Origin of the sequence: Lysinibacillus sp. GJ-1 (assembly GCF_021166035.1) — a bacterium.
GTDB lineage: Bacteria > Bacillota > Bacilli > Bacillales_A > Planococcaceae > Lysinibacillus > Lysinibacillus sphaericus.
In genome coordinates this window covers 2,669,942-2,687,367 of the sequence record NZ_CP088912.1, presented here as the reverse complement: position 1 = coordinate 2,687,367, position 17,426 = coordinate 2,669,942, and the positions used below count along the sequence as shown (strand labels likewise).

22 protein-coding genes and 2 pseudogenes are annotated in these 17,426 nt (G+C 32.6%); 18 read left to right on the top strand and 6 right to left on the bottom strand.

All coding sequences use genetic code 11. The features are described from left to right. Positions 1-77: 77 nt before the first annotated feature. Positions 78-995 carry a DUF4868 domain-containing protein gene (locus LO754_RS13255; RefSeq protein WP_231784584.1) on the top strand — a complete coding sequence of 306 codons (918 nt, stop codon included), beginning with the start codon at positions 78-80 and terminating at the stop codon, positions 993-995. 25 nt (positions 996-1,020) lie between these two features. Further along, on the top strand, positions 1,021-1,566 hold the full coding sequence (locus LO754_RS13250) for a hypothetical protein (protein WP_231784583.1): 546 nt from the start codon (positions 1,021-1,023) through the stop codon (positions 1,564-1,566). A 145-nt stretch (positions 1,567-1,711) separates the two neighbouring features. Here LO754_RS13250 and LO754_RS13245 read toward each other — a convergent pair whose 3' ends face one another. The 3 genes from LO754_RS13245 to LO754_RS13235 form a co-directional block, all read right to left on the bottom strand. After that, positions 1,712-2,242, bottom strand: a complete 531-nt coding sequence (locus LO754_RS13245) for a GNAT family N-acetyltransferase (protein ID WP_231784582.1) — start codon at positions 2,240-2,242, stop codon at positions 1,712-1,714. A 391-nt stretch (positions 2,243-2,633) separates the two neighbouring features. Further along, positions 2,634-2,786 carry a hypothetical protein gene (locus LO754_RS13240; RefSeq protein WP_229386921.1) on the bottom strand — a complete coding sequence of 51 codons (153 nt, stop codon included), beginning with the start codon at positions 2,784-2,786 and terminating at the stop codon, positions 2,634-2,636. An 82-nt stretch (positions 2,787-2,868) separates the two neighbouring features. Next, positions 2,869-3,429, bottom strand: coding sequence for a GNAT family N-acetyltransferase (locus LO754_RS13235; protein ID WP_108030145.1), 561 nt, complete (start codon positions 3,427-3,429; stop codon positions 2,869-2,871). Between the two features lie 270 nt (positions 3,430-3,699). Between LO754_RS13235 and LO754_RS23880 the strand changes: the two are divergent. After that, positions 3,700-3,942, top strand: a pseudogene (locus LO754_RS23880) (DUF3986 family protein); the annotation flags it as partial. Between the two features lie 512 nt (positions 3,943-4,454). Here the strand turns inward: LO754_RS23880 and LO754_RS13230 are convergent. Next, entirely contained in the window at positions 4,455-4,595 is a 141-nt protein-coding gene (locus LO754_RS13230) for a hypothetical protein (protein ID WP_158497890.1), read from the bottom strand. A 328-nt stretch (positions 4,596-4,923) separates the two neighbouring features. On the opposite strand from LO754_RS13230, the gene LO754_RS13225 reads away from it, so the two are divergent. The 7 genes from LO754_RS13225 (at position 4,924) to LO754_RS13195 (ending at position 10,465) form a co-directional block, all read left to right on the top strand. Beyond that, positions 4,924-5,472: a hypothetical protein gene (locus LO754_RS13225; RefSeq protein ID WP_231784581.1), complete on the top strand. Its 549-nt coding sequence runs from the start codon at positions 4,924-4,926 to the stop codon at positions 5,470-5,472. A gap of 932 nt (positions 5,473-6,404) precedes the next feature. Continuing rightward, positions 6,405-6,569, top strand: a complete 165-nt coding sequence (locus LO754_RS13220) for a hypothetical protein (protein WP_167492628.1) — start codon at positions 6,405-6,407, stop codon at positions 6,567-6,569. 102 nt (positions 6,570-6,671) lie between these two features. Next, the gene (locus LO754_RS13215; protein WP_108030148.1) at positions 6,672-6,905 is read left to right on the top strand and encodes a DUF3953 domain-containing protein; all 234 of its coding nucleotides are present in this window, start codon (positions 6,672-6,674) and stop codon (positions 6,903-6,905) included. A gap of 252 nt (positions 6,906-7,157) precedes the next feature. Further along, complete coding sequence (gene pbfA, locus LO754_RS13210; protein WP_231784580.1) at positions 7,158-8,516, top strand: (R)-1-hydroxy-2-aminoethylphosphonate ammonia-lyase; 1,359 nt, start codon at positions 7,158-7,160, stop codon at positions 8,514-8,516. A gap of 194 nt (positions 8,517-8,710) precedes the next feature. Then, positions 8,711-9,235, top strand: coding sequence for a hypothetical protein (locus LO754_RS13205; RefSeq protein WP_024364895.1), 525 nt, complete (start codon positions 8,711-8,713; stop codon positions 9,233-9,235). A 294-nt stretch (positions 9,236-9,529) separates the two neighbouring features. After that, complete coding sequence (locus tag LO754_RS13200; protein WP_024364894.1) at positions 9,530-9,982, top strand: OsmC family protein; 453 nt, start codon at positions 9,530-9,532, stop codon at positions 9,980-9,982. A gap of 261 nt (positions 9,983-10,243) precedes the next feature. Next, positions 10,244-10,465 (top strand): hypothetical protein, encoded by a 222-nt coding sequence (locus LO754_RS13195; protein ID WP_231784579.1) that lies wholly within the window; start codon positions 10,244-10,246, stop codon positions 10,463-10,465. Positions 10,466-11,809: 1,344 nt separating this feature from the next. Here the strand turns inward: LO754_RS13195 and LO754_RS23475 are convergent. Then, complete coding sequence (locus tag LO754_RS23475; protein ID WP_255313819.1) at positions 11,810-11,938, bottom strand: hypothetical protein; 129 nt, start codon at positions 11,936-11,938, stop codon at positions 11,810-11,812. Between the two features lie 216 nt (positions 11,939-12,154). Between LO754_RS23475 and LO754_RS13190 the strand changes: the two genes are divergently transcribed. From LO754_RS13190 to LO754_RS13180, 3 genes are all read left to right on the top strand, one after another. Next, entirely contained in the window at positions 12,155-12,415 is a 261-nt protein-coding gene (locus tag LO754_RS13190; protein WP_231784578.1) for a hypothetical protein, read from the top strand. Positions 12,416-12,663: 248 nt separating this feature from the next. Next, positions 12,664-13,116 carry a GNAT family N-acetyltransferase gene (locus LO754_RS13185; RefSeq protein WP_108030150.1) on the top strand — a complete coding sequence of 151 codons (453 nt, stop codon included), beginning with the start codon at positions 12,664-12,666 and terminating at the stop codon, positions 13,114-13,116. Between the two features lie 355 nt (positions 13,117-13,471). Then, a complete protein-coding gene (locus LO754_RS13180; protein ID WP_231784577.1) occupies positions 13,472-14,110 on the top strand; it encodes a DUF6241 domain-containing protein in 639 nt (212 codons plus the stop codon). Positions 14,111-14,819: 709 nt separating this feature from the next. On the opposite strand, the gene LO754_RS13175 is transcribed toward LO754_RS13180, so the two are convergent. After that, a complete protein-coding gene (locus LO754_RS13175) occupies positions 14,820-15,419 on the bottom strand; it encodes a hypothetical protein (protein ID WP_231784576.1) in 600 nt (199 codons plus the stop codon). Positions 15,420-15,712: 293 nt separating this feature from the next. Here LO754_RS13175 and LO754_RS13170 point away from each other — a divergent pair, with 293 nt between their 5' ends. From LO754_RS13170 to LO754_RS13155, 5 genes and pseudogenes are all read left to right on the top strand, one after another. Continuing rightward, positions 15,713-15,880 (top strand): hypothetical protein, encoded by a 168-nt coding sequence (locus tag LO754_RS13170; RefSeq protein WP_229386909.1) that lies wholly within the window; start codon positions 15,713-15,715, stop codon positions 15,878-15,880. A 96-nt stretch (positions 15,881-15,976) separates the two neighbouring features. Further along, positions 15,977-16,699 carry an SDR family oxidoreductase gene (locus LO754_RS13165; protein WP_231784575.1) on the top strand — a complete coding sequence of 241 codons (723 nt, stop codon included), beginning with the start codon at positions 15,977-15,979 and terminating at the stop codon, positions 16,697-16,699. Between the two features lie 68 nt (positions 16,700-16,767). After that, on the top strand, positions 16,768-16,950 hold the full coding sequence (locus tag LO754_RS23470; RefSeq protein ID WP_255702568.1) for a phage holin family protein: 183 nt from the start codon (positions 16,768-16,770) through the stop codon (positions 16,948-16,950). 40 nt (positions 16,951-16,990) lie between these two features. Next, a pseudogene (locus LO754_RS13160) lies at positions 16,991-17,201 on the top strand (phage holin family protein). Beyond that, a complete protein-coding gene (locus tag LO754_RS13155) occupies positions 17,198-17,386 on the top strand; it encodes a M15 family metallopeptidase domain-containing protein (protein WP_231784574.1) in 189 nt (62 codons plus the stop codon). The pseudogene LO754_RS13160 and the gene LO754_RS13155 overlap by 4 nt, the downstream one beginning before the upstream one ends. Positions 17,387-17,426 lie beyond the last annotated feature (40 nt).

Below are 17,426 nucleotides of genomic sequence, written 5' to 3'. Positions count from 1 at the left end.
TGTATGTTGATATACTGGAAAAAAACAAATATTGTATGATTTTATTCATATTATCAAAGAGTGAAGGGGGAGTATTATTGAATATCGAGCTCATAAACAGCAAAATTTCAGAACGCTTATTGAGTGGTACATTTGAAGTAAGTTTGTTTTTAATTGAAAAGATTAAGACGCATGATATGTTAGATTATTTTTCATTTCAACCATCAATAAGCCATTCTTTACAAAAAGAGATAATCAATATTATCCAGCCAACTATTGATAAGCTTGTTGGAAAAGAGCAACTAGAATTTAATGAAAATGGTCGACTGAATGGCGTAGTGGAGTATTGTAAGTCATCCTATATAGGAATAACTTATGATCATTTATTCAAAAGTTTACAGGAACCGGGTGAATCATTGAATGAAGATGTGCAAAAAGATTTATACTGTATAAAAATTGAAATAGAAGCAGGGAAGTATGCTTATTTCCTAAATCGCATTCCGCAATTTAAGAAGTTTTCTAAAGGGCTTTGGGGAATCATTGCGGATACTACTTTTAGAAAAGTCTCAGATTCATTTATTGGCATTGAACCAGGGTTCGATTTACTTATTTATGACAACGAAATACTAGTGGTAAATAATGTTTCAGTGCAACGAATTTTCGATTTGAAAACAAAGTATGTGCACAATACGAATTCGGTCTTATGTGCTTTTGAAGAAACGAATAAATTAGAAGGCTTTGAACAATTTAAAAATGATAGCATTGAAGATGGTAATATAGTTAAAAGAGTTTCGCGATTAATGACAAAGCCTGAGAGAATGACAAGGTTCGTTGAAAATTTTGATAAAATAGAAGAAATTATTAAAGAATTTGACTTAAATATAGAATTAAACGAAGAAAAGTCAAAAATAAAATATACAGATAAAAAACAATTAAATGATATCGTCAAGTTACTGAATGATGCTTATTATAAAACTGTTCTTACGGGTGAAAGAGGAAGAGATGATTTAAGGTAATTTATTAAGAAAGGGTGGAGGAAAAATGACAAATCTTTTTAAATTGTTTCTGTTTATATCGTCATACTCTCCATTATATGTCATTGTTGCTCTTTCCATATTCCCTTATGAAAATATTGATTGGCAGTCATTTATTGAAGATCAAGTAACGTTTACCGTTACTATTATCTTGGTTGTATTATTTTCCCTTTCCTTTTTACCGATTTGGTATATTAGGAAATGTGAATTAAACAGCACGATTGTTAGTGAGCGCGTAGCAAGAAAAAATGAAGAGATTTTAAGTTACTTAGTGACATATATCGTTCCTTTACTAGCCACCAATGTTAAAGAAGTAAGTACTTTGATTACAAATGGGATTTTGTTTATGATAATTGGCTATTTATATATTAAGTGTAATTTAATCCATGTGAATATAACGTTCTTATTATTTGGATGGAACATTTATGAGGATGAGCTTGGCCGCGTAATTATCTCAAAAGACAATCCAGATTATTTTATCAGAATGAACATTGCTAACAACCCTATCCGTGTTAGAAAACTGGCTAGTAATATTTATTTGCATAGGTCTTAGAGAAAGTAGCAAACCATTGTGAAAAGTCACTATTTGACAATGGGCAGGACTTAAAAACAGCCAAATTACTTAGTAGGCAAGGATACTCCTTATATGACAAACAAAAAAGCCTATACCAAAAAATGATATAGGCCTAATTCAAAAATTAATCTGTTTTTAGGAGAGAAAAAATATTAATATCTATAAAATTCCCTTTTGAATTTTCGTATTGTCTTAACTTTCCTTCGAATGTAAAATGAAGCTTTTGTAACACTTTTATAGAATTTACATTTGCAGGTTCTACCTTTGCTTCAATCCTATTGATTTTTAAAGTTTCGAAAGCATATTCAATAAGTGCCTTTATACCTTCAGGAGCATACCCCATGCCCCAATAGGCTTTCGCGATATCATAACCAATTTCTACTTTTGCATTATCTAAGTCTATTGAATTGAATCCACATGTTCCTATTATTTCGTTGGAGTTCCTTTCAATCATGCTAAACCGTATCGCTTCACCAGCATGAGCTAATTCTTCTAGAAGTTCAATCATCTCTGTTGCTTGCGTTTCATGCGTAAAGGTAGTGATATTCATGTATTTCGTTACATCTGGATCAGACCAAAGTTTAAACAAGCGAGGTGAGTCTGATACAGCCATTCTTCTTAAATGTAATCTTTGAGTGTGTAGTTCTTTTATCAATGCTTATACCTCCAATATTTTTAATCAGTTAGATAAAAAATATTGCCATCTGCGCATAGTTCAGTCCCTTCAAGGTTTTTATTCTAGTCTATGTTATTTCTCTTTCACTTTTGTTTTCTAAGTAGTATTGCTGCCATAAATAAAAAAACAGCTATCCATAAGGAAAAAAGAAAGTTTTCAAGCAAAGCCCAATGATTATTTTTGAAATAATACCAAATTCATGATAGTAAAAAAACGGTCATAATGAAAGTGATATATAAGTGCTTTCCGAATTTTGTCAATTGAAACACCATTGTGCATCAGTGTAACTTTAAAATTACAGGCTTTACAACCTTAAAAGAGGCTATGTAAACTTTTGTGGCTTTGTAACCTTGATGGAAGCTAGTTCACCTCAATCTTTACAAAAGTTAAAAATGTATGGCGAACCAACCGAAAATGCGGATCCAATAGCTCTAACATTACCTTGACTTGTTTCACTACCAACTTGACTGCTTACAAAGGAATCACCACCACAAGCTTTACAAATCCATTTACTATTCTCCATAAATGCACCTCTTTATGTAATATATGTTAACTATACTATAAAGTTGATGATAGCGTCTAATCTCTTCAGCGCATCATAGGTACTAATTCGTTTCTTGTCGTTCCCACTCGCTTCGTAAAATCCCCATTTTTATAGCATCATAGTATTTTCCATCAACAATTCGTGCATCTCTAATTCTTGCCTCTAATTGCATCCCTAATTTCTCGGCTACTCGTATCATTCTTTCATTACCAGACCAAGTAGACATCCCTAATCGATGAAGGGGTGTATTTTCAAAAAGATAGTCAATCCATAAGCGATAAGCTTCTGAACCATAACCACCATTCCAATAAGCTGTATCATATGTGACAATCCCTGTTTCAAGCCAGTTAGTATTTTTATCTACCCAATAAGCACCGACAACACCAATAAACTGTTCGTCTACTGCTATGATTAATGAACTTGGAACATCTTCAAATAATTGTTCATCTTTTGTCCATTCCTTTAAAAACGCAGCTTTAGACTTATGTTTTTCTGGAATATATGGACCGTTCCATTTCTTTGCTTCTTGTTTCTCATCAACATACTTCCAAAAATAGATATTTTCAATATCGGAAGGAGTAGCTGTTCGTAATGTAACTTTATTTCCTTTTATATGTATCATTGTATTCTCCTTGTTTATAACAAAACTACTATACTATAATATCATAATCAAATATTTTCTTATTTTATAGTATGTCGAAAGCATAGAGCGTACTAAAGGATTTAAAGTCAGCAGTATTCCTTCCAGTTCTTACTGGAAGGAGGATAAGTTGCCTTACAAAGGAAAGTTATTATAGGAAGGAGCATTATCTATGAATTTTGAAGAAGATATCCATCTACATGTTGGATTTTATGATACTAATGGTGAATTTGAAGGTATTTTTTAAAACAAAAAAGTGGCGGGACATGGTGCTTATTTTTCCATAATGAATCTTATAATGTATCCCTAAAAAAAACGTATGCTTTATTTGATCAATATTTTGGGTATATGGTGAGAGAATACAATATTTGTAATTTAACTTTTGAGCATGCGAATGAATTATTCAAAGAATTTTTATTAGAAGAGGAATTAATCGTTATAAGGGAGGGGGACAATACCTTTCATCTGAATGAAGTAAAAGTCCAAGATCATTAGGTTTCAGCTAATCACTGCCCAAAAACCTCTACAGAACCCGAGTTTGGCGACAAACTGAGAGTAATCTCATCCTCTATAAAAGTTATACTGAAAACTTTTATAGTATTTATTTTAGTTTTAAGCTGATAAGTAATGCCAAACACTAAGTTAAAAATTAAACATAATTTAAAGGATTCAAGAAAGCTCAATATCAATTTGTTTCCAGTGTTAAAAAAATTCACATGACCAATAACAGAAATAATAAGCCAATATCATTGGTCCATTAAAACATTGAGCTAAATCCAGCTCGCAATTCCCCCATATACTAATCAAAACAAGAGGACAGCGCGCCTGACATAGCTACACCCGCTGTACCTACAAATAGCTCCTCCGCCAGCACCTAACCCTAAGCTAGTTATTGCACCAAGAACTCCTAATGTATATGTCCATATTTGAACGAGCCAGCCAGTCTAGTCGTTTGAGCCGATTGTTCCCTGCTATGTAATTTTATAATCAGTCCACTAGTAACGGATTTATAAATTAAATACGCTATTACCATAACTATCTATTGCATGCGTTGGCAATGTCTCTATATAATCACCTTTTGTAACAATTATATTTCCAACATCAGCATTTTCAATTTTCACCTCTTCGTTTAACAAATCTAAACGCATTGTACTTTCCTAAATTGTTATTGCAACATCATTATTCTGCTCTGCTACATATATAGTTGATGCACTTAAAGCCATATTTCCAGTGAAAAACCAGTCAATATAAAAATTCCCTCATGATTGAAAACCCACGCATAATCTAGACTTAATGAAGTATTTATAATGCTTTAGTAGTCGAGTTACATGATAGATAGACTGAAACCTACTGTCTATTTTCGTATAAGGGAAGAGAAGGAGGCAAAGCCCTAATCTAGTTTTAATAACGTTTATCTAAAAATAACTAGTAAATTAACTCCAAATTATGTATATTTATTACGAGGAGGAATTAATTATGAAAAAGATATTAGTATTACCATTATTATTGTTATTTGGAATTATTTTTGCGGGATGTAGTGCGGATTCAGAAAAGGAGAGTGGAGACAAAAAGGAGGTTGCTGCAGATACAACTGAAAAGACTTCTGTGAGCAAACCACTTAAGGTCGATAAAGAGCTATTAAATGTCGAGGTAACGTTACCGGCTGATTTTTTTGAAGGTGAAGATATAGATACAGTGATTGCTGATGCCAAAGACGAAGGTATTCAAGAAGTAATTAAGAACGATGATGGTTCTTTAACGTTTAGAATGTCTGAATCACAGCACAAAGAAATCTTGAAGGATATGGAAGAAGAGATTATCGTGTTCATAGAAGAGATTAAAACAGATGAAGAGATTACTTCTATTAAGGATATAAGTTACAATAATACATATTCTGAGTTAACACTTTTAGTTAACCCAGAAGAATTAGAAAACACCCTAGACGTCGACGCTACAGCTGAACTTGTTCTGATGGGTATGTTCTATCAACTGTTTAATGGAGTAGATCTAGAAAAAATCAAGTAACAGTTACTTATAAAAATGAATCAAATGGTGAAGTAATTAATACAACAGTATATCCGTAAAACCAGATGATTTAAATGAGCAAAATTAATTTTAAAATTTCAATGAGTAAAAGCACTTAAAAAAGTGCTTTTTTATTTTGCACTAAAAGGAATTTGAGGCATATCATAGGTCTATACGCAACTATGATTTAATCAGACTTAGGAGTCCATCGGTGTTGCAATAGTTAATCCAAAAGAAAATAATTGTTAATACTGTAATAATTCCTTTATTTTATCGGAAGCTAAACAAGTTTAAAAGGTTTGCTAAAATGGTGTTTACAAATCTATTGCTCTGTTACAAATGATGTCAATTTCTTTAAAAAGCTGCTGCGTCATCATATGATACAGATAGAGATAAATGCTATTGCTTTTTATATTTTTTACTAGTCCATGCCCAATTTATGAAAGCAAAAATAAGGACGGTCCATAGAGAAAAGAAAAAGTTGCTAAGCAAGTTCCAATTACCGTATTTCAAATAATCACGAATCAATAAAATTAAAAACAGTGATAAAAAGTAGAAGAGATAGATATATTTCCTGATAAAAGTCATATTGTTAACCTCATTATGTATTTTCTATAAATTGTAGCACAAAAAACGTCGACGTTTGCATCAACACAAAGCGGAATAGATAATCAAGCATTATTTAGAGAAAGTATAACAATGGTGAAATTTATGTTAAAGAATTTTGTGGGAAATCTATACATTGCGCTTATAAAAGGTAGTGCTTTTGTACAATGTTGATTCACTTATTATAAATATGATGTAGATAGAAGCGGAAGTCTTTAGTTAAGGTAGTCATTTTTAGTAGGAGGGGCTAACATGTGGTGGAAACTTAACAAAATAATTGAGGATGTAAAGCAAATTGTAAATGGATAAGTCGGGAGAGCGACAAGTTGGATGGTGAAAATGCATTTGAACATCGAAATAACAAAACATTTCATTGCATCCATTATGCATTTGGAGATACTCAAAGAGAAGTAGAATGGTTCTACTCACATCTATGGAGGTCAATAAGTAAAGAAGATGCTTCTGACAAGCACTTAATAGCGATTGGTTAAAAGCATTACTTATATTAAGAATTATATAATGTAAAATTTAGAATGATCTCTATAGTATCTTACAGATAAATAAAGATGTAATTTAAAGAGGGGTGAAAGGATATGCTAAAAATTCTACCAATTGTTTTTGGAATCATCGTAATCGCGCTTTCAACTTATGGCCTTATCACACGTGATTATCAATTTAATTTCGTAACGATATTCTTCTTAAGTTTATCGATGTTAACTTTAGGCATTAATGCATATCAAAGTGAGAGAAAAGCTTACGGCTGGTTCTTAATAGGTGTATTTTTATTTTTAGTATATGTGTCAATTCAAAGTTTTATATATAGGTAAATAATTGACTGCAAGGGATATAGAATTGAAAATTAACAAAAAGACATGCCTTATTGGTATGTCTTTTTTTGTTAAAATCTCCTTTGGTTCTTCGGTGTTCTATGAGCGTAGGTATAATGATTGCTTCACTACAACTATGTAACAAAATCATTAAGTGAAAAGATTTACAGGATATTAATATCTAATTAAAAAACGCATGTTAGTTTGTTTAGGTGAAAGAAGTAATTACCTTTTATGAGAGGAGAAAAAATCATGGATAAAAACATTGAAGTTTTAAGAACAGAGGGGGATATTAATTTAACAAAAACCCGTTCTGTCTGGCAAGAAAATCATTTAAGTAAAGAATCGTTTGAGTTTATAAACGATGACGCCAAGTATTATTTACATCAGTCTCTTTCTACTCCTTGTTTAAATATTATTGAAAAAAGCTATGGCATTTACATAGAGGATATAGACGGAAGGAAGTATATGGATTTTCATGGGAATAATGTTCATCAAATAGGATATGGGAATGAGTATGTTATACGTGCCGTAAAAGAGCAGTTGGATACACTTCCATTCTCTCCAAGACGTTATACAAATAAAGTTGCAATCCAGTTAGCAAAAAAATTAGTTGCTATTGCACCAGAACCTTTAAATAAGGTACTTTTGGCTCCTGGAGGAACTTCAGCTGTTGGTATGGCTTTAAAGCTTGTTCGAAAGGCAACAGGTAAATTTAAAACGATATCGATGTGGGATTCGTTTCACGGCGCCTCTTTAGACGCAATTTCAGTTGGAGGAGAAGCGCTTTTCCGTAACGGTATGGGCCCATTAATGCCAGGGAGTCTACATATAGCGCCTTACAATTCATATCGCGGTTTGTTTGAGGATGACAATGGTAGGTTTAAATCCCTTGATTATCTAGAGTATATACTAGAAAGAGAAAATGAAATCGGTGCTATTATTTTAGAGCCTGTTCGTTGTACAGACGTGCATATCCCACCAAAAGAGTACTATCAACGTTTACGCAATATTTGTGATAGCAATAATATATTAATGATTTTTGATGAAATTCCAACTGCTTTAGGACGAACAGGAAAAATGTTTACTTTTGAAAACTTTGGAGTTATTCCAGATATTGTTTTATTGGGAAAAGGATTGGGTGGAGGCGTGTTTCCAATGGCGGCGATGCTCGTAAAAGGAGAACTTGATGTTGCCCAAGATATTGCACTTGGTCATTATACACATGAAAAAAGTTCGCTAGGCTGTGCAGCAGCATTGGCTACTCTTCATTATATTGAGGATTTTAAATTAATAGAAAAGGCTAATCAATTAGGAGAGTATATGAGAATGCGACTTGAAAAGATGCAAGAGCAGTATGAAATTATAGGTGATGTACGAGGAATCGGTCTTTTATATGGCGTAGAATTAGTATTGGACCGCCATTCGAAAGAAAAAGCTATAGTTGAAGCAGAACAAGTAATGTATAAATGTATGGAGAAGGGATTAAGTTTTAAAGTATCACAAGGAAATGTGCTTACGCTCACGCCACCACTGATTATTAAGCAACAAGAATTAGAGCTGGCAATGGATATTTTAGACCAATCTATCCAAGAGGTTTTAGAGCAGTAATATAGATTTATAAAAAATTGATGAAACATCTCATTTGAGGTGTTTTTATTTTATAAAGAAACAATGGCGGGTAAGAGGAAAGCTATTGCATTAAAAAACAGATAGTGTAGGTACTGTTAACACATTTTTGCACTTTAATAGAATGTGTGTAAAGGTGAAAAAATGTGGTATAGTGAAAAAAGAGGTGTAAAAAATTGGTTAGAGGGAATAGTGAATTTTTAGAAACAGGAACTAATTCAAGAGATCAGAGGGAGTTGATAAAATGTATTTATAATTGTAAAGATAAAGAGTTAATAAAATTTTTAGGTAAACACCTAAAAAGAAAAGATTGGAATGGAGATAGTTTTTATACTATTTTTAAAAGACTCCTAAAATATGAGACAAGAAATTCAAATATAAAAGGTTATATAAAAAATATTCAAGCTCTTTCTACAGAAGATCGGTTAATTTTGAAGGCAAGATTAGTAGAAATTGAATGTACATATGATAGAGTTTCCATATTAAACCTGAGTGGTGTAGGACTATTTGCTTTTTTACTTATCTATAAAGAAATGTCAAAAGAAATTTTATTTAAACAGCTCCCAGTAACCTATTATTATTTTATGCAAGCTGTTTATATTTTGGTTATATTATTTTTAATTAAAAAAGCAGTTAAATCAAAACATTTACAATCCCAAGCTAAGTATTTCTTAACAATAATTGATAACGTTAAAAATTAATCAATAGGAAACAAGAAGTTTTTTTCTAATTGCCATGAAACGTAATATGTGCCATACAAGTTTGCAGCGAATACGTTGAATAAGTGATTAATCTAATGAAGTGATTGTTTGGATAGATTTGTTGCTATTGCTATCCTTGAATTTGAAAAATTTTTAATTAGTAGTTGACTAAAGAAAAAGTTACAAGTAGCATAAAAGAAATAACGTTGTATTCTTATAAACTTAATAAGGTATAAAAACCTTATTCAGTAATTATAAAAAAAGTAGTCAAATTCTAAAGAGGAGTGATTGTAAATGGCAATAACAACATTTAAGGCAAACACATTTTTAAAAGAAAAGGTTTTGGTAGAAGCTCATGTTAGAGGACATAAAATTATTGTAGATGAACCAAAAGAATTAGGTGGAGATGATCAAGCTCCAAATCCTGTAGAACTCTTGCTTTCATCTTTAGGGGCATGTCAATCAATAGTAGCAAGAACGTATGCGAAGAAGTTTGATATAGACCTTCAAGATTTCTGGGTGGAATTAGAAGGAGACCTTGATACAGATGGCTTTTTAGGCAAGTCCGATGTAAGACCAGGATTTTTATCAATCCGATATACTTTTCATATCAAAACGAATGCATCAGAGGAAAAGGTAGAAGAATTTAAAAAATATATTGAAGCACGTTGCCCTGTAGGTGATTCGATTGCTAATACAGTAAATCTTGTGTCTTCAGGAATTGTTATTGAGAATTCTGTAGTTTAATCTATTTTTATGTAATGCCTAATATAATTGTAAGCTAGATATTCAGAATGTTCCAAACGATTTTCAAGTAACTTTGTATACTGCGAGGGAGGGGCACTAAGTGTTTCCTCCCTTGTTACTTACATACTGGGGCAAGACATACATAAACGGCTCTATTTTTAGTGATGAGTATATTTTTGTGTAATACTTAAGAACGTAGTAAAATAAACCATATTAACATGTTAAAAGGTGATGAAATATGTTTAATGGGAGGTTGGGTCGATGAATGAAAACAAGAAGAGTAAATTACAAATATTAGCAATCGTCATAATAATTGCACTATTGGTTGCTACTTTTGTAACTTTTTTCTTAGGGCATTTCGTCGTAGGTTCAGTTTTATTTGTAATCTTTATGATAATCTTGAATGCTATTAGTAGTTGGACGAGAATCAAAAATACAGAGTACATTCATTTTAAAGAGCATAAATATAATGAGAAATGGTGATGAAACGCGGATTTTGCTATGGTAATTATCCTAATCATGCTTTCTAGCCCTTTTTAATTTTGTCATTCATGGAGTGAAGACAACGACGTCCTACAAAAAATGGGGCGGAGTATCTTGATAAAGTTGACATAGCAAAATACTTGTTTTCTCTTGATAAAACCAAAAGCACATGTTTATTCATGTGCTTTTGGTTTTTATATCTATTTATAAAGTTGATAAACCCTAAATTTAGATTGTCAAAATTGATAAATAAGATATTCATTATATTAAATACACTGTTTATTAGAGAAGAGAAAAATTCGCATTTAATTCAATAAGTTGTTTTTTTGTCATTTCTTGCGCTTACCCGGGAAATTTTTTTTATTTCCTAATTGAAATACCCCATTCTAATGGCATTTTGTAACACAAAAAAGGAGGGCGAGGACAAATTGGGATTATCTGAGTAGCTAAAAATAATAACTATGTCGTGATGAATCGTACAGTATTACATGACAACTGGCTCAATCCTTAAATAATTTTAATGCGGATACATACAATCCTAACTTTTGGAAATCGTGTAGGAGGGCAAACAAGTACTCAAAATTGAAATATCACTTAGGTGACATATTAGCAGACCCTAGAAAAGGAGTGGTTATACAAGATACACCAAAGAATAGAGACTTCAAAGACTCTGCAAAACAATTGTATGGATAGGAGATCGATGCCTCTGACGGGATTCGAACCCGCACTCCTTTCGTAAGCATAGGCTAGGGGGAACACGCTTCCCTACGGACTTTCACCAGCTAGGAATTTCACCTGCTTCAGCTCATTTGCTTTTCGGTGCTTCTGAAACCCTTGCCTTGCGACCCGGCAGCTACAATGTTTTCCGGCGCTCTTCCCTTCTACAGCTACAGAGGCAAATAACTATTCTTTCGTTATATAGATTTTAGTAGATATTGAAAGTTTGAAAGAAATTGGGCAATAGCAATAAGCATAGCGCTACAATAAAGCAACACTAAGTTTGTTCAATCCTAAACAACTTTACAACACTAAAAACACAGCCTATCAATCCGCCAATAAAGAAAATATATGCCACTAGAATTGACATAGCATCTAAGTTGTGTGTAAAGATTCTATATGCTCCTACTGAACATAATGCTAAACCACTAATCGAGCTCAGTAATGTTCTATTCCTGTCAGTCAAAAAAACACCTCCAAATAATAGCATTTATAATATGGTAACAAAAATTCGCTATTTAGTTAACTAATGTATAGCGGTATTAATGTCATGAAAGCAAAAAAGCTTACTGAACAATATGCGTAATTAATGAAAATAGAATGATTAAAACATCCCACTACTATATATTAAAATCCCTTTTTTCTTTCAAGTACTTCGATCCGTTTCTCTAATTTCTTAATTTTCATGTCATTAAGTAAGACAATGACTGACGTTGCTATAGCGAAAGTAAAGGCTATGTACGTGATACCAAGCATAAATAAACCTCCTAATTTTTGTTAATTCTATTGTAACACAAAAAGCCGCAGCGTCGTCACACGCTAGGGTTTGAATTGGATTAAGCTATTTAAACCTTATCGAAGCATTATCCCACAGCTTACTTGGCTAACCTGATGAGCCAAAAAGGGCAAATTAATTTAATAAAAAAGATTTTACTGCAGTGGATTAAGAATTTTCCTTGGATGGTTGCGACAATGGAAGAAGCACAAAAGCCAGTAGCGAAGGTTGATGATAATAGTTTCAGCGGGGCGAAAACAGCAATGTATGGTTTTAATGTAACATTACCAAAGGCAGATGGAGATATAAGTAATCCGGTGTTTAATGAAGTTCAACATCGTGTCTATTTGTTAAATTATCGAACTAAAGAGTATGAGCAAAGGATTGCAGAAGTGCAAGCACGTATACCACTAGTATATAGAGACAGGGGGAGATTGAAGTTCTTCATAGATTACTAGATGGCATAGCATGCGTGCAATTGGAAACCATATGAGAATATCTAGTACGACAATTTTTAGGGTAAAACGATGAAGTATTCAATGAGCTACTTCATTTTAATAACATATGTTCAACAATCGGGCCAGATTGTTGAATAAAACTTTTAAAGGATTTTAAATTTATATTAAAATTTAGATGGTCCAAAAGGCTTTTACTTAAACTCCGGTTCTATTAGAATTAAAGTAGGAAAAGTTAAAGGGGGATAGATTTGATTAAAAAAATCGATATAACTAATCTTAAACTTGCTGAAGAAGTTTTAAACATTCAAATACCTTCATATAAAGTGGAAGCGGAAATAATAGACTTTTATGATATACCGCCATTGAAAGATACAGTTTACACGTTACAACAATGTGGTGAGACATTTTTTGGTTATTACGTAAAAGAAGAATTATGCGGCGTCATTTCTATAAAAGTAGAGAATGGTATAATCGATATACATCGGTTAATGGTACATCCTAAACATTTCAAAAAAGGAATTGCCAAGATATTATTGGATTTTATTGAAAACGACAATGAAGGATTGGAAACAATAATAGTATCCACTGGATCCAAGAATACACCAGCAGTGACTTTCTATTTGAAAAATGGATTTTCAAAAACAGAGGAAATAAGTATAACAGAACGCCTTTCCTTAACTTCTTTTAAAAAAGAAATTTAATATAGTTTATTTAGCAATTAAGCGCTCTCCTGGAATTAGGAAAGTGCTTTTTTAATTAAAAGGCAGATTGAAATCGTGCGCGATTGTGGAATAAAAGTAACAGATGTAACAAAAAGAACAAATGTAAAACATGTACGATGTTTTGTTTAAACTCGGTGCGGTAAAGGTTTCTGCCCTTGGGATAAAATCCTCTATATTAGGGAAAGACAGACTCACGACCGACCCACGCCTTATAAACTTGTTCGATATGATTTTTTAAGTGTATTACTAGGAGACGAGAAAATGAAACCCTTGTTTACACAAAGGATTATATATGCTAATTTGGATTAAAGTGTTAATTATGGTGGTGAAATTAATGAAGTGGACATATGTTTTAGGTATCGTTATTTTAACTGCGTTATTGAGTATAGGTGGTACACTTTTAATCTCAGACAAGATTTATGAAAAAGGAGAGCTGGAACAAGATGTGAAAGAATTAGAGAACACTTCAAAAGCAGATACAAAAGAAAAATTTGTATCGACGGTAGATGTGAGCGGTATAGGTTGGGAAAACCCTATTTTCTCCAAGAAAATTGATGATTGGAAAAGTGGAGATGAACCCTTCGTTGGCAATCTAGTAGAAGAAGTGATTCAAGAGATGGCACACCAAAAGATTATCGCTGAATCGAAAGAAGGCTCTATTATGATTACACCAGAAAGAATCGACATTTTAATACAGATGGTAGAAGAAAACAAAGATAACTATGAACGTCATAAAATGTCTGATAAGTATGCACCGTATGAAATATATCTAGATATATTAAAACGTTGGAAAAAAGGTGATTTTTCAACAGTTGACGATGAACATAATATTTTAATGTTTATTCAAGGAGGGAAACCACCTGAAGGTTTAGCAACAGGTATTGCTTCGGAAGAACAAGAGATAAACTATATTTTCCAAGTTTTTGCTAAAGAGGTAGATGAAGTCTTTGGCTCGACAGAAAAGCAGAATTAATCTATTTTTAGAAGTTAAATAATAATTGCTAACATCCTTCGGGGTGTTTTTATTTTCTCTTTTATAGAGAAGTCTTCCTAAGATATTAGCGGTATAGGCAGAGGATACCGAAAAAGATCTTGTTAAAAATAGAACGGAGGTTTTCGTCGTACCGAACAGAGCACCGTTGCTATCGCTAGATGCAGTCGCGCCTTCTGGTGTTGTAAATACTGATAAATTTAAAATATCTGGTAAAGCATAAGAGGAAGATGCAAATGCCACGGAAAAGGTGACAAGCCGTATCAACGCAGGTGAGCCAATGGAAATTTACAGTGGTTCAGGTGGTCCTTGGGAGTTTGAAGTATCACTTGCACAATTAGTAGTGTTTTGGTCGTAGATAATTACGGGGCTAACACAAGTAAAACCATTAGAGTGGCGCATCTATTATGTGTGGAAAATTTTGCTGGACTTGAGGACATCTTTGCTTTTGTTGCTTTGTAATAGATGAGTACAACAATACGGTTAATGTAGATGATACATGCGATAATATTGTGGAATAAAATTTTCGATGATATGTAATACAAGTTTTTATGCAAATTTATAAACAAACTCTGTAAGTATAGATGCTCTACTGTTTGTGCAATTTGTATAAAAAAATGTACAATCAATAGTTAAAGTGAAAAGGCAAAAACGTTGATTTAACAACATTCGTGCCTTTTTGGTGTATATTTTAATCGACAATTTTTGTTTGGGTGTTTAATTTATATGAGTGAATATAATTTACTGCGTACTTTACTAAAAAGATTCCTAAGACCCCACCCAAAACATTAAATAACGAACAGAAAATATCCATATTACCAAAGTGGCTCTTAGTAAAACCAGACCGCCCAAGTAAAAGATGGGCGAAATGTATCACTAAACAACTTAAAACAACAATAGAAATTGCTTTTTTGTTACTTTTTAAATTGAAAAGGAGTAATAAAAAAATCCCAAATGGTACAAATAAAATAAAATTATAAAATAAAGCTGAATAACTAAAAATAGAAATATGAAAGTGCATCGTATCAAATATTCCAAACCAGTCATTCGTTGAAATAAATCCTCTACTATTGTCTGCTGGATTTTGAGGGAGTGTGAATCCACCAGTTTTAATTTGAATTAAACTTATTAAGTAAAAGATAAAGCTATATAGAATAATTCGTTTTTTATTACTTTTTATTTCTTTTCTAAAATAGTCAAGAAATACATCAATAAAAATATATACTAGCAAAATTAGAAATCCGAAAGGAACAATATTGTAAAGAACGTATGTTGAATGCACAATTAACATCTCCCACTATTTGTAACATTTAAAAGTCAATATTTATTTTACCAATTTTTACATTATAAAACAAATATAACTCGTCAACTAACCTGTTACGTTAATTGAAGTATATAAAGCTACCAAAGCGTTGTTTAAGATATATAACCTTGCGAACGCATATAACTAATGATATTCGTGATACAACAATAGGGTGCATGTCAACGTTATAGCGAACCAAGAGCAACGTTTAGCAGAGCAGGAAAGGGCGATTATAGAGTTTTCCTCGTTAATTGCAAAGGAATCAGAAGGAGGCGAACAAAATGTTTAATGAACAGAGTGGACTAGTAGCTATCTGGTATAACTATGTGCTAGCACGTCCACATAAACGTAATCAAGTACCAAATCTATCGAATTTGCGCCAAGTGGTGTATCACAAACTAGAACAAGAAAATGATAGGAAAATTTATGAATTTCAGTCAAAAGAATGAAGTGAAATAATAATATTATACAATATAATAGACTTAATTGTTATGTTGTTTTCAATCTTAAATAATCAAAAGATAGTTATTGGAGAGGAAGATTGGATGAGTAAAGACTTTATTATTTTTGGAGCAAGTCAAGGGCTTGGCGACGCCTTTGTAAAAGGTCTACCCATAGAGGGAGATACAGTATGGATGGTGTCAAGAACACGACCAGAAAGTTTGGATATTAATGATGGTGTAAATCGCAAATGGCTCTCAATAGATTTATCAAGTCAACAACAAATCTCTTCTTTAAAGGAAACCTTAAAAGACATTGCAATAGATGTATTAATATATAATGTTGGCGTATGGGAAAAGCGTGGTTTCGAAGATGACTATACATTTGATAAGGATGAAATTGAAGATATTTCCAACTTAATCAATATAAATCTAACTTCTACTATTACGTATATTCAAGCGCTTCTACCAAACTTAAGACAAGCTAAAAATGGAAAAGTCATTTTAATTGGTTCAACGGCTGGCTTAGAACATACAAATAGTTCACAAGTTTCATTTGTTGCATCTAAATTCGGCTTACGAGGCATTACAAATGCTCTACGTGAACATTTGAGAGGAGATAAAATTCCTGTCACTTGTATTAATCCAGGGGAGCTAGCAGCAGAAGTACCTTATGAAGAAGGTGCAGAAAAGGCAATTGATTTATATGAAGGTACACGTATACCTGTACAAGATATTGTATCTATTGTGCAATGTGTGATTAATTTATCACCAATTTCATGTGTTAAGGAAATTACTATCCCTTCAATAACAGACTTAAATGCTTGATCGTTTCAAAATAAGTAAAATTACAATAGATTTTAAGCCTTCTACAATCATCTGTGGAGGCTTTTATTATGCAAAAAGAAAGGTATCCAATGAAAACAGACACATTATATACATCACTCGTAGGCGGCTCCATGGCAGGGGTCGCCTATTTTGTTGGTGGGATTGACCATTTAATTAAAGCACTCGTTATTTTTATGGCGATTGATTATATTTTGGGCGTTATGGTTGCGTTTTGTTGTGAAAAACGTTGATAGTAGAAAAGCCTTAATAGGACTGTTTAAAAAACTGGCGATGATTTTGATGGTGATTGCTACAGTACAACTGGACTTAGCAACAGAGAGTGGAAACTTTATGCGCAATGCTATGATTCTTTTTCTAATCGGAAGGAATCAGTATGATTGAGAATCTTGGTAAGTTAGGAATGAGAGTGCCTAAGTTTTTAACGAATGCTTTTAAGCAGCTTCAAATCGATAACGATGAGAAAAAGGATGATAAACAATGAGTGTCACAACAACATGTCTAGATTTAGGTGAATTACTACCAGTAGCTCAAACGGCTTGCAGATTGCTCTTTCAACAGTGCTATAAAGCAGGTATTCAAAATATCTTCGTTACAGAAACCTACCGTTCGCAGGCAAGGCAAAATTATCTATATGCACAAGGTCGAACAAGACCAGGGAAATTGTAACTTGGACACTGAAGAGTAATCACACTTCACGATTAGCATG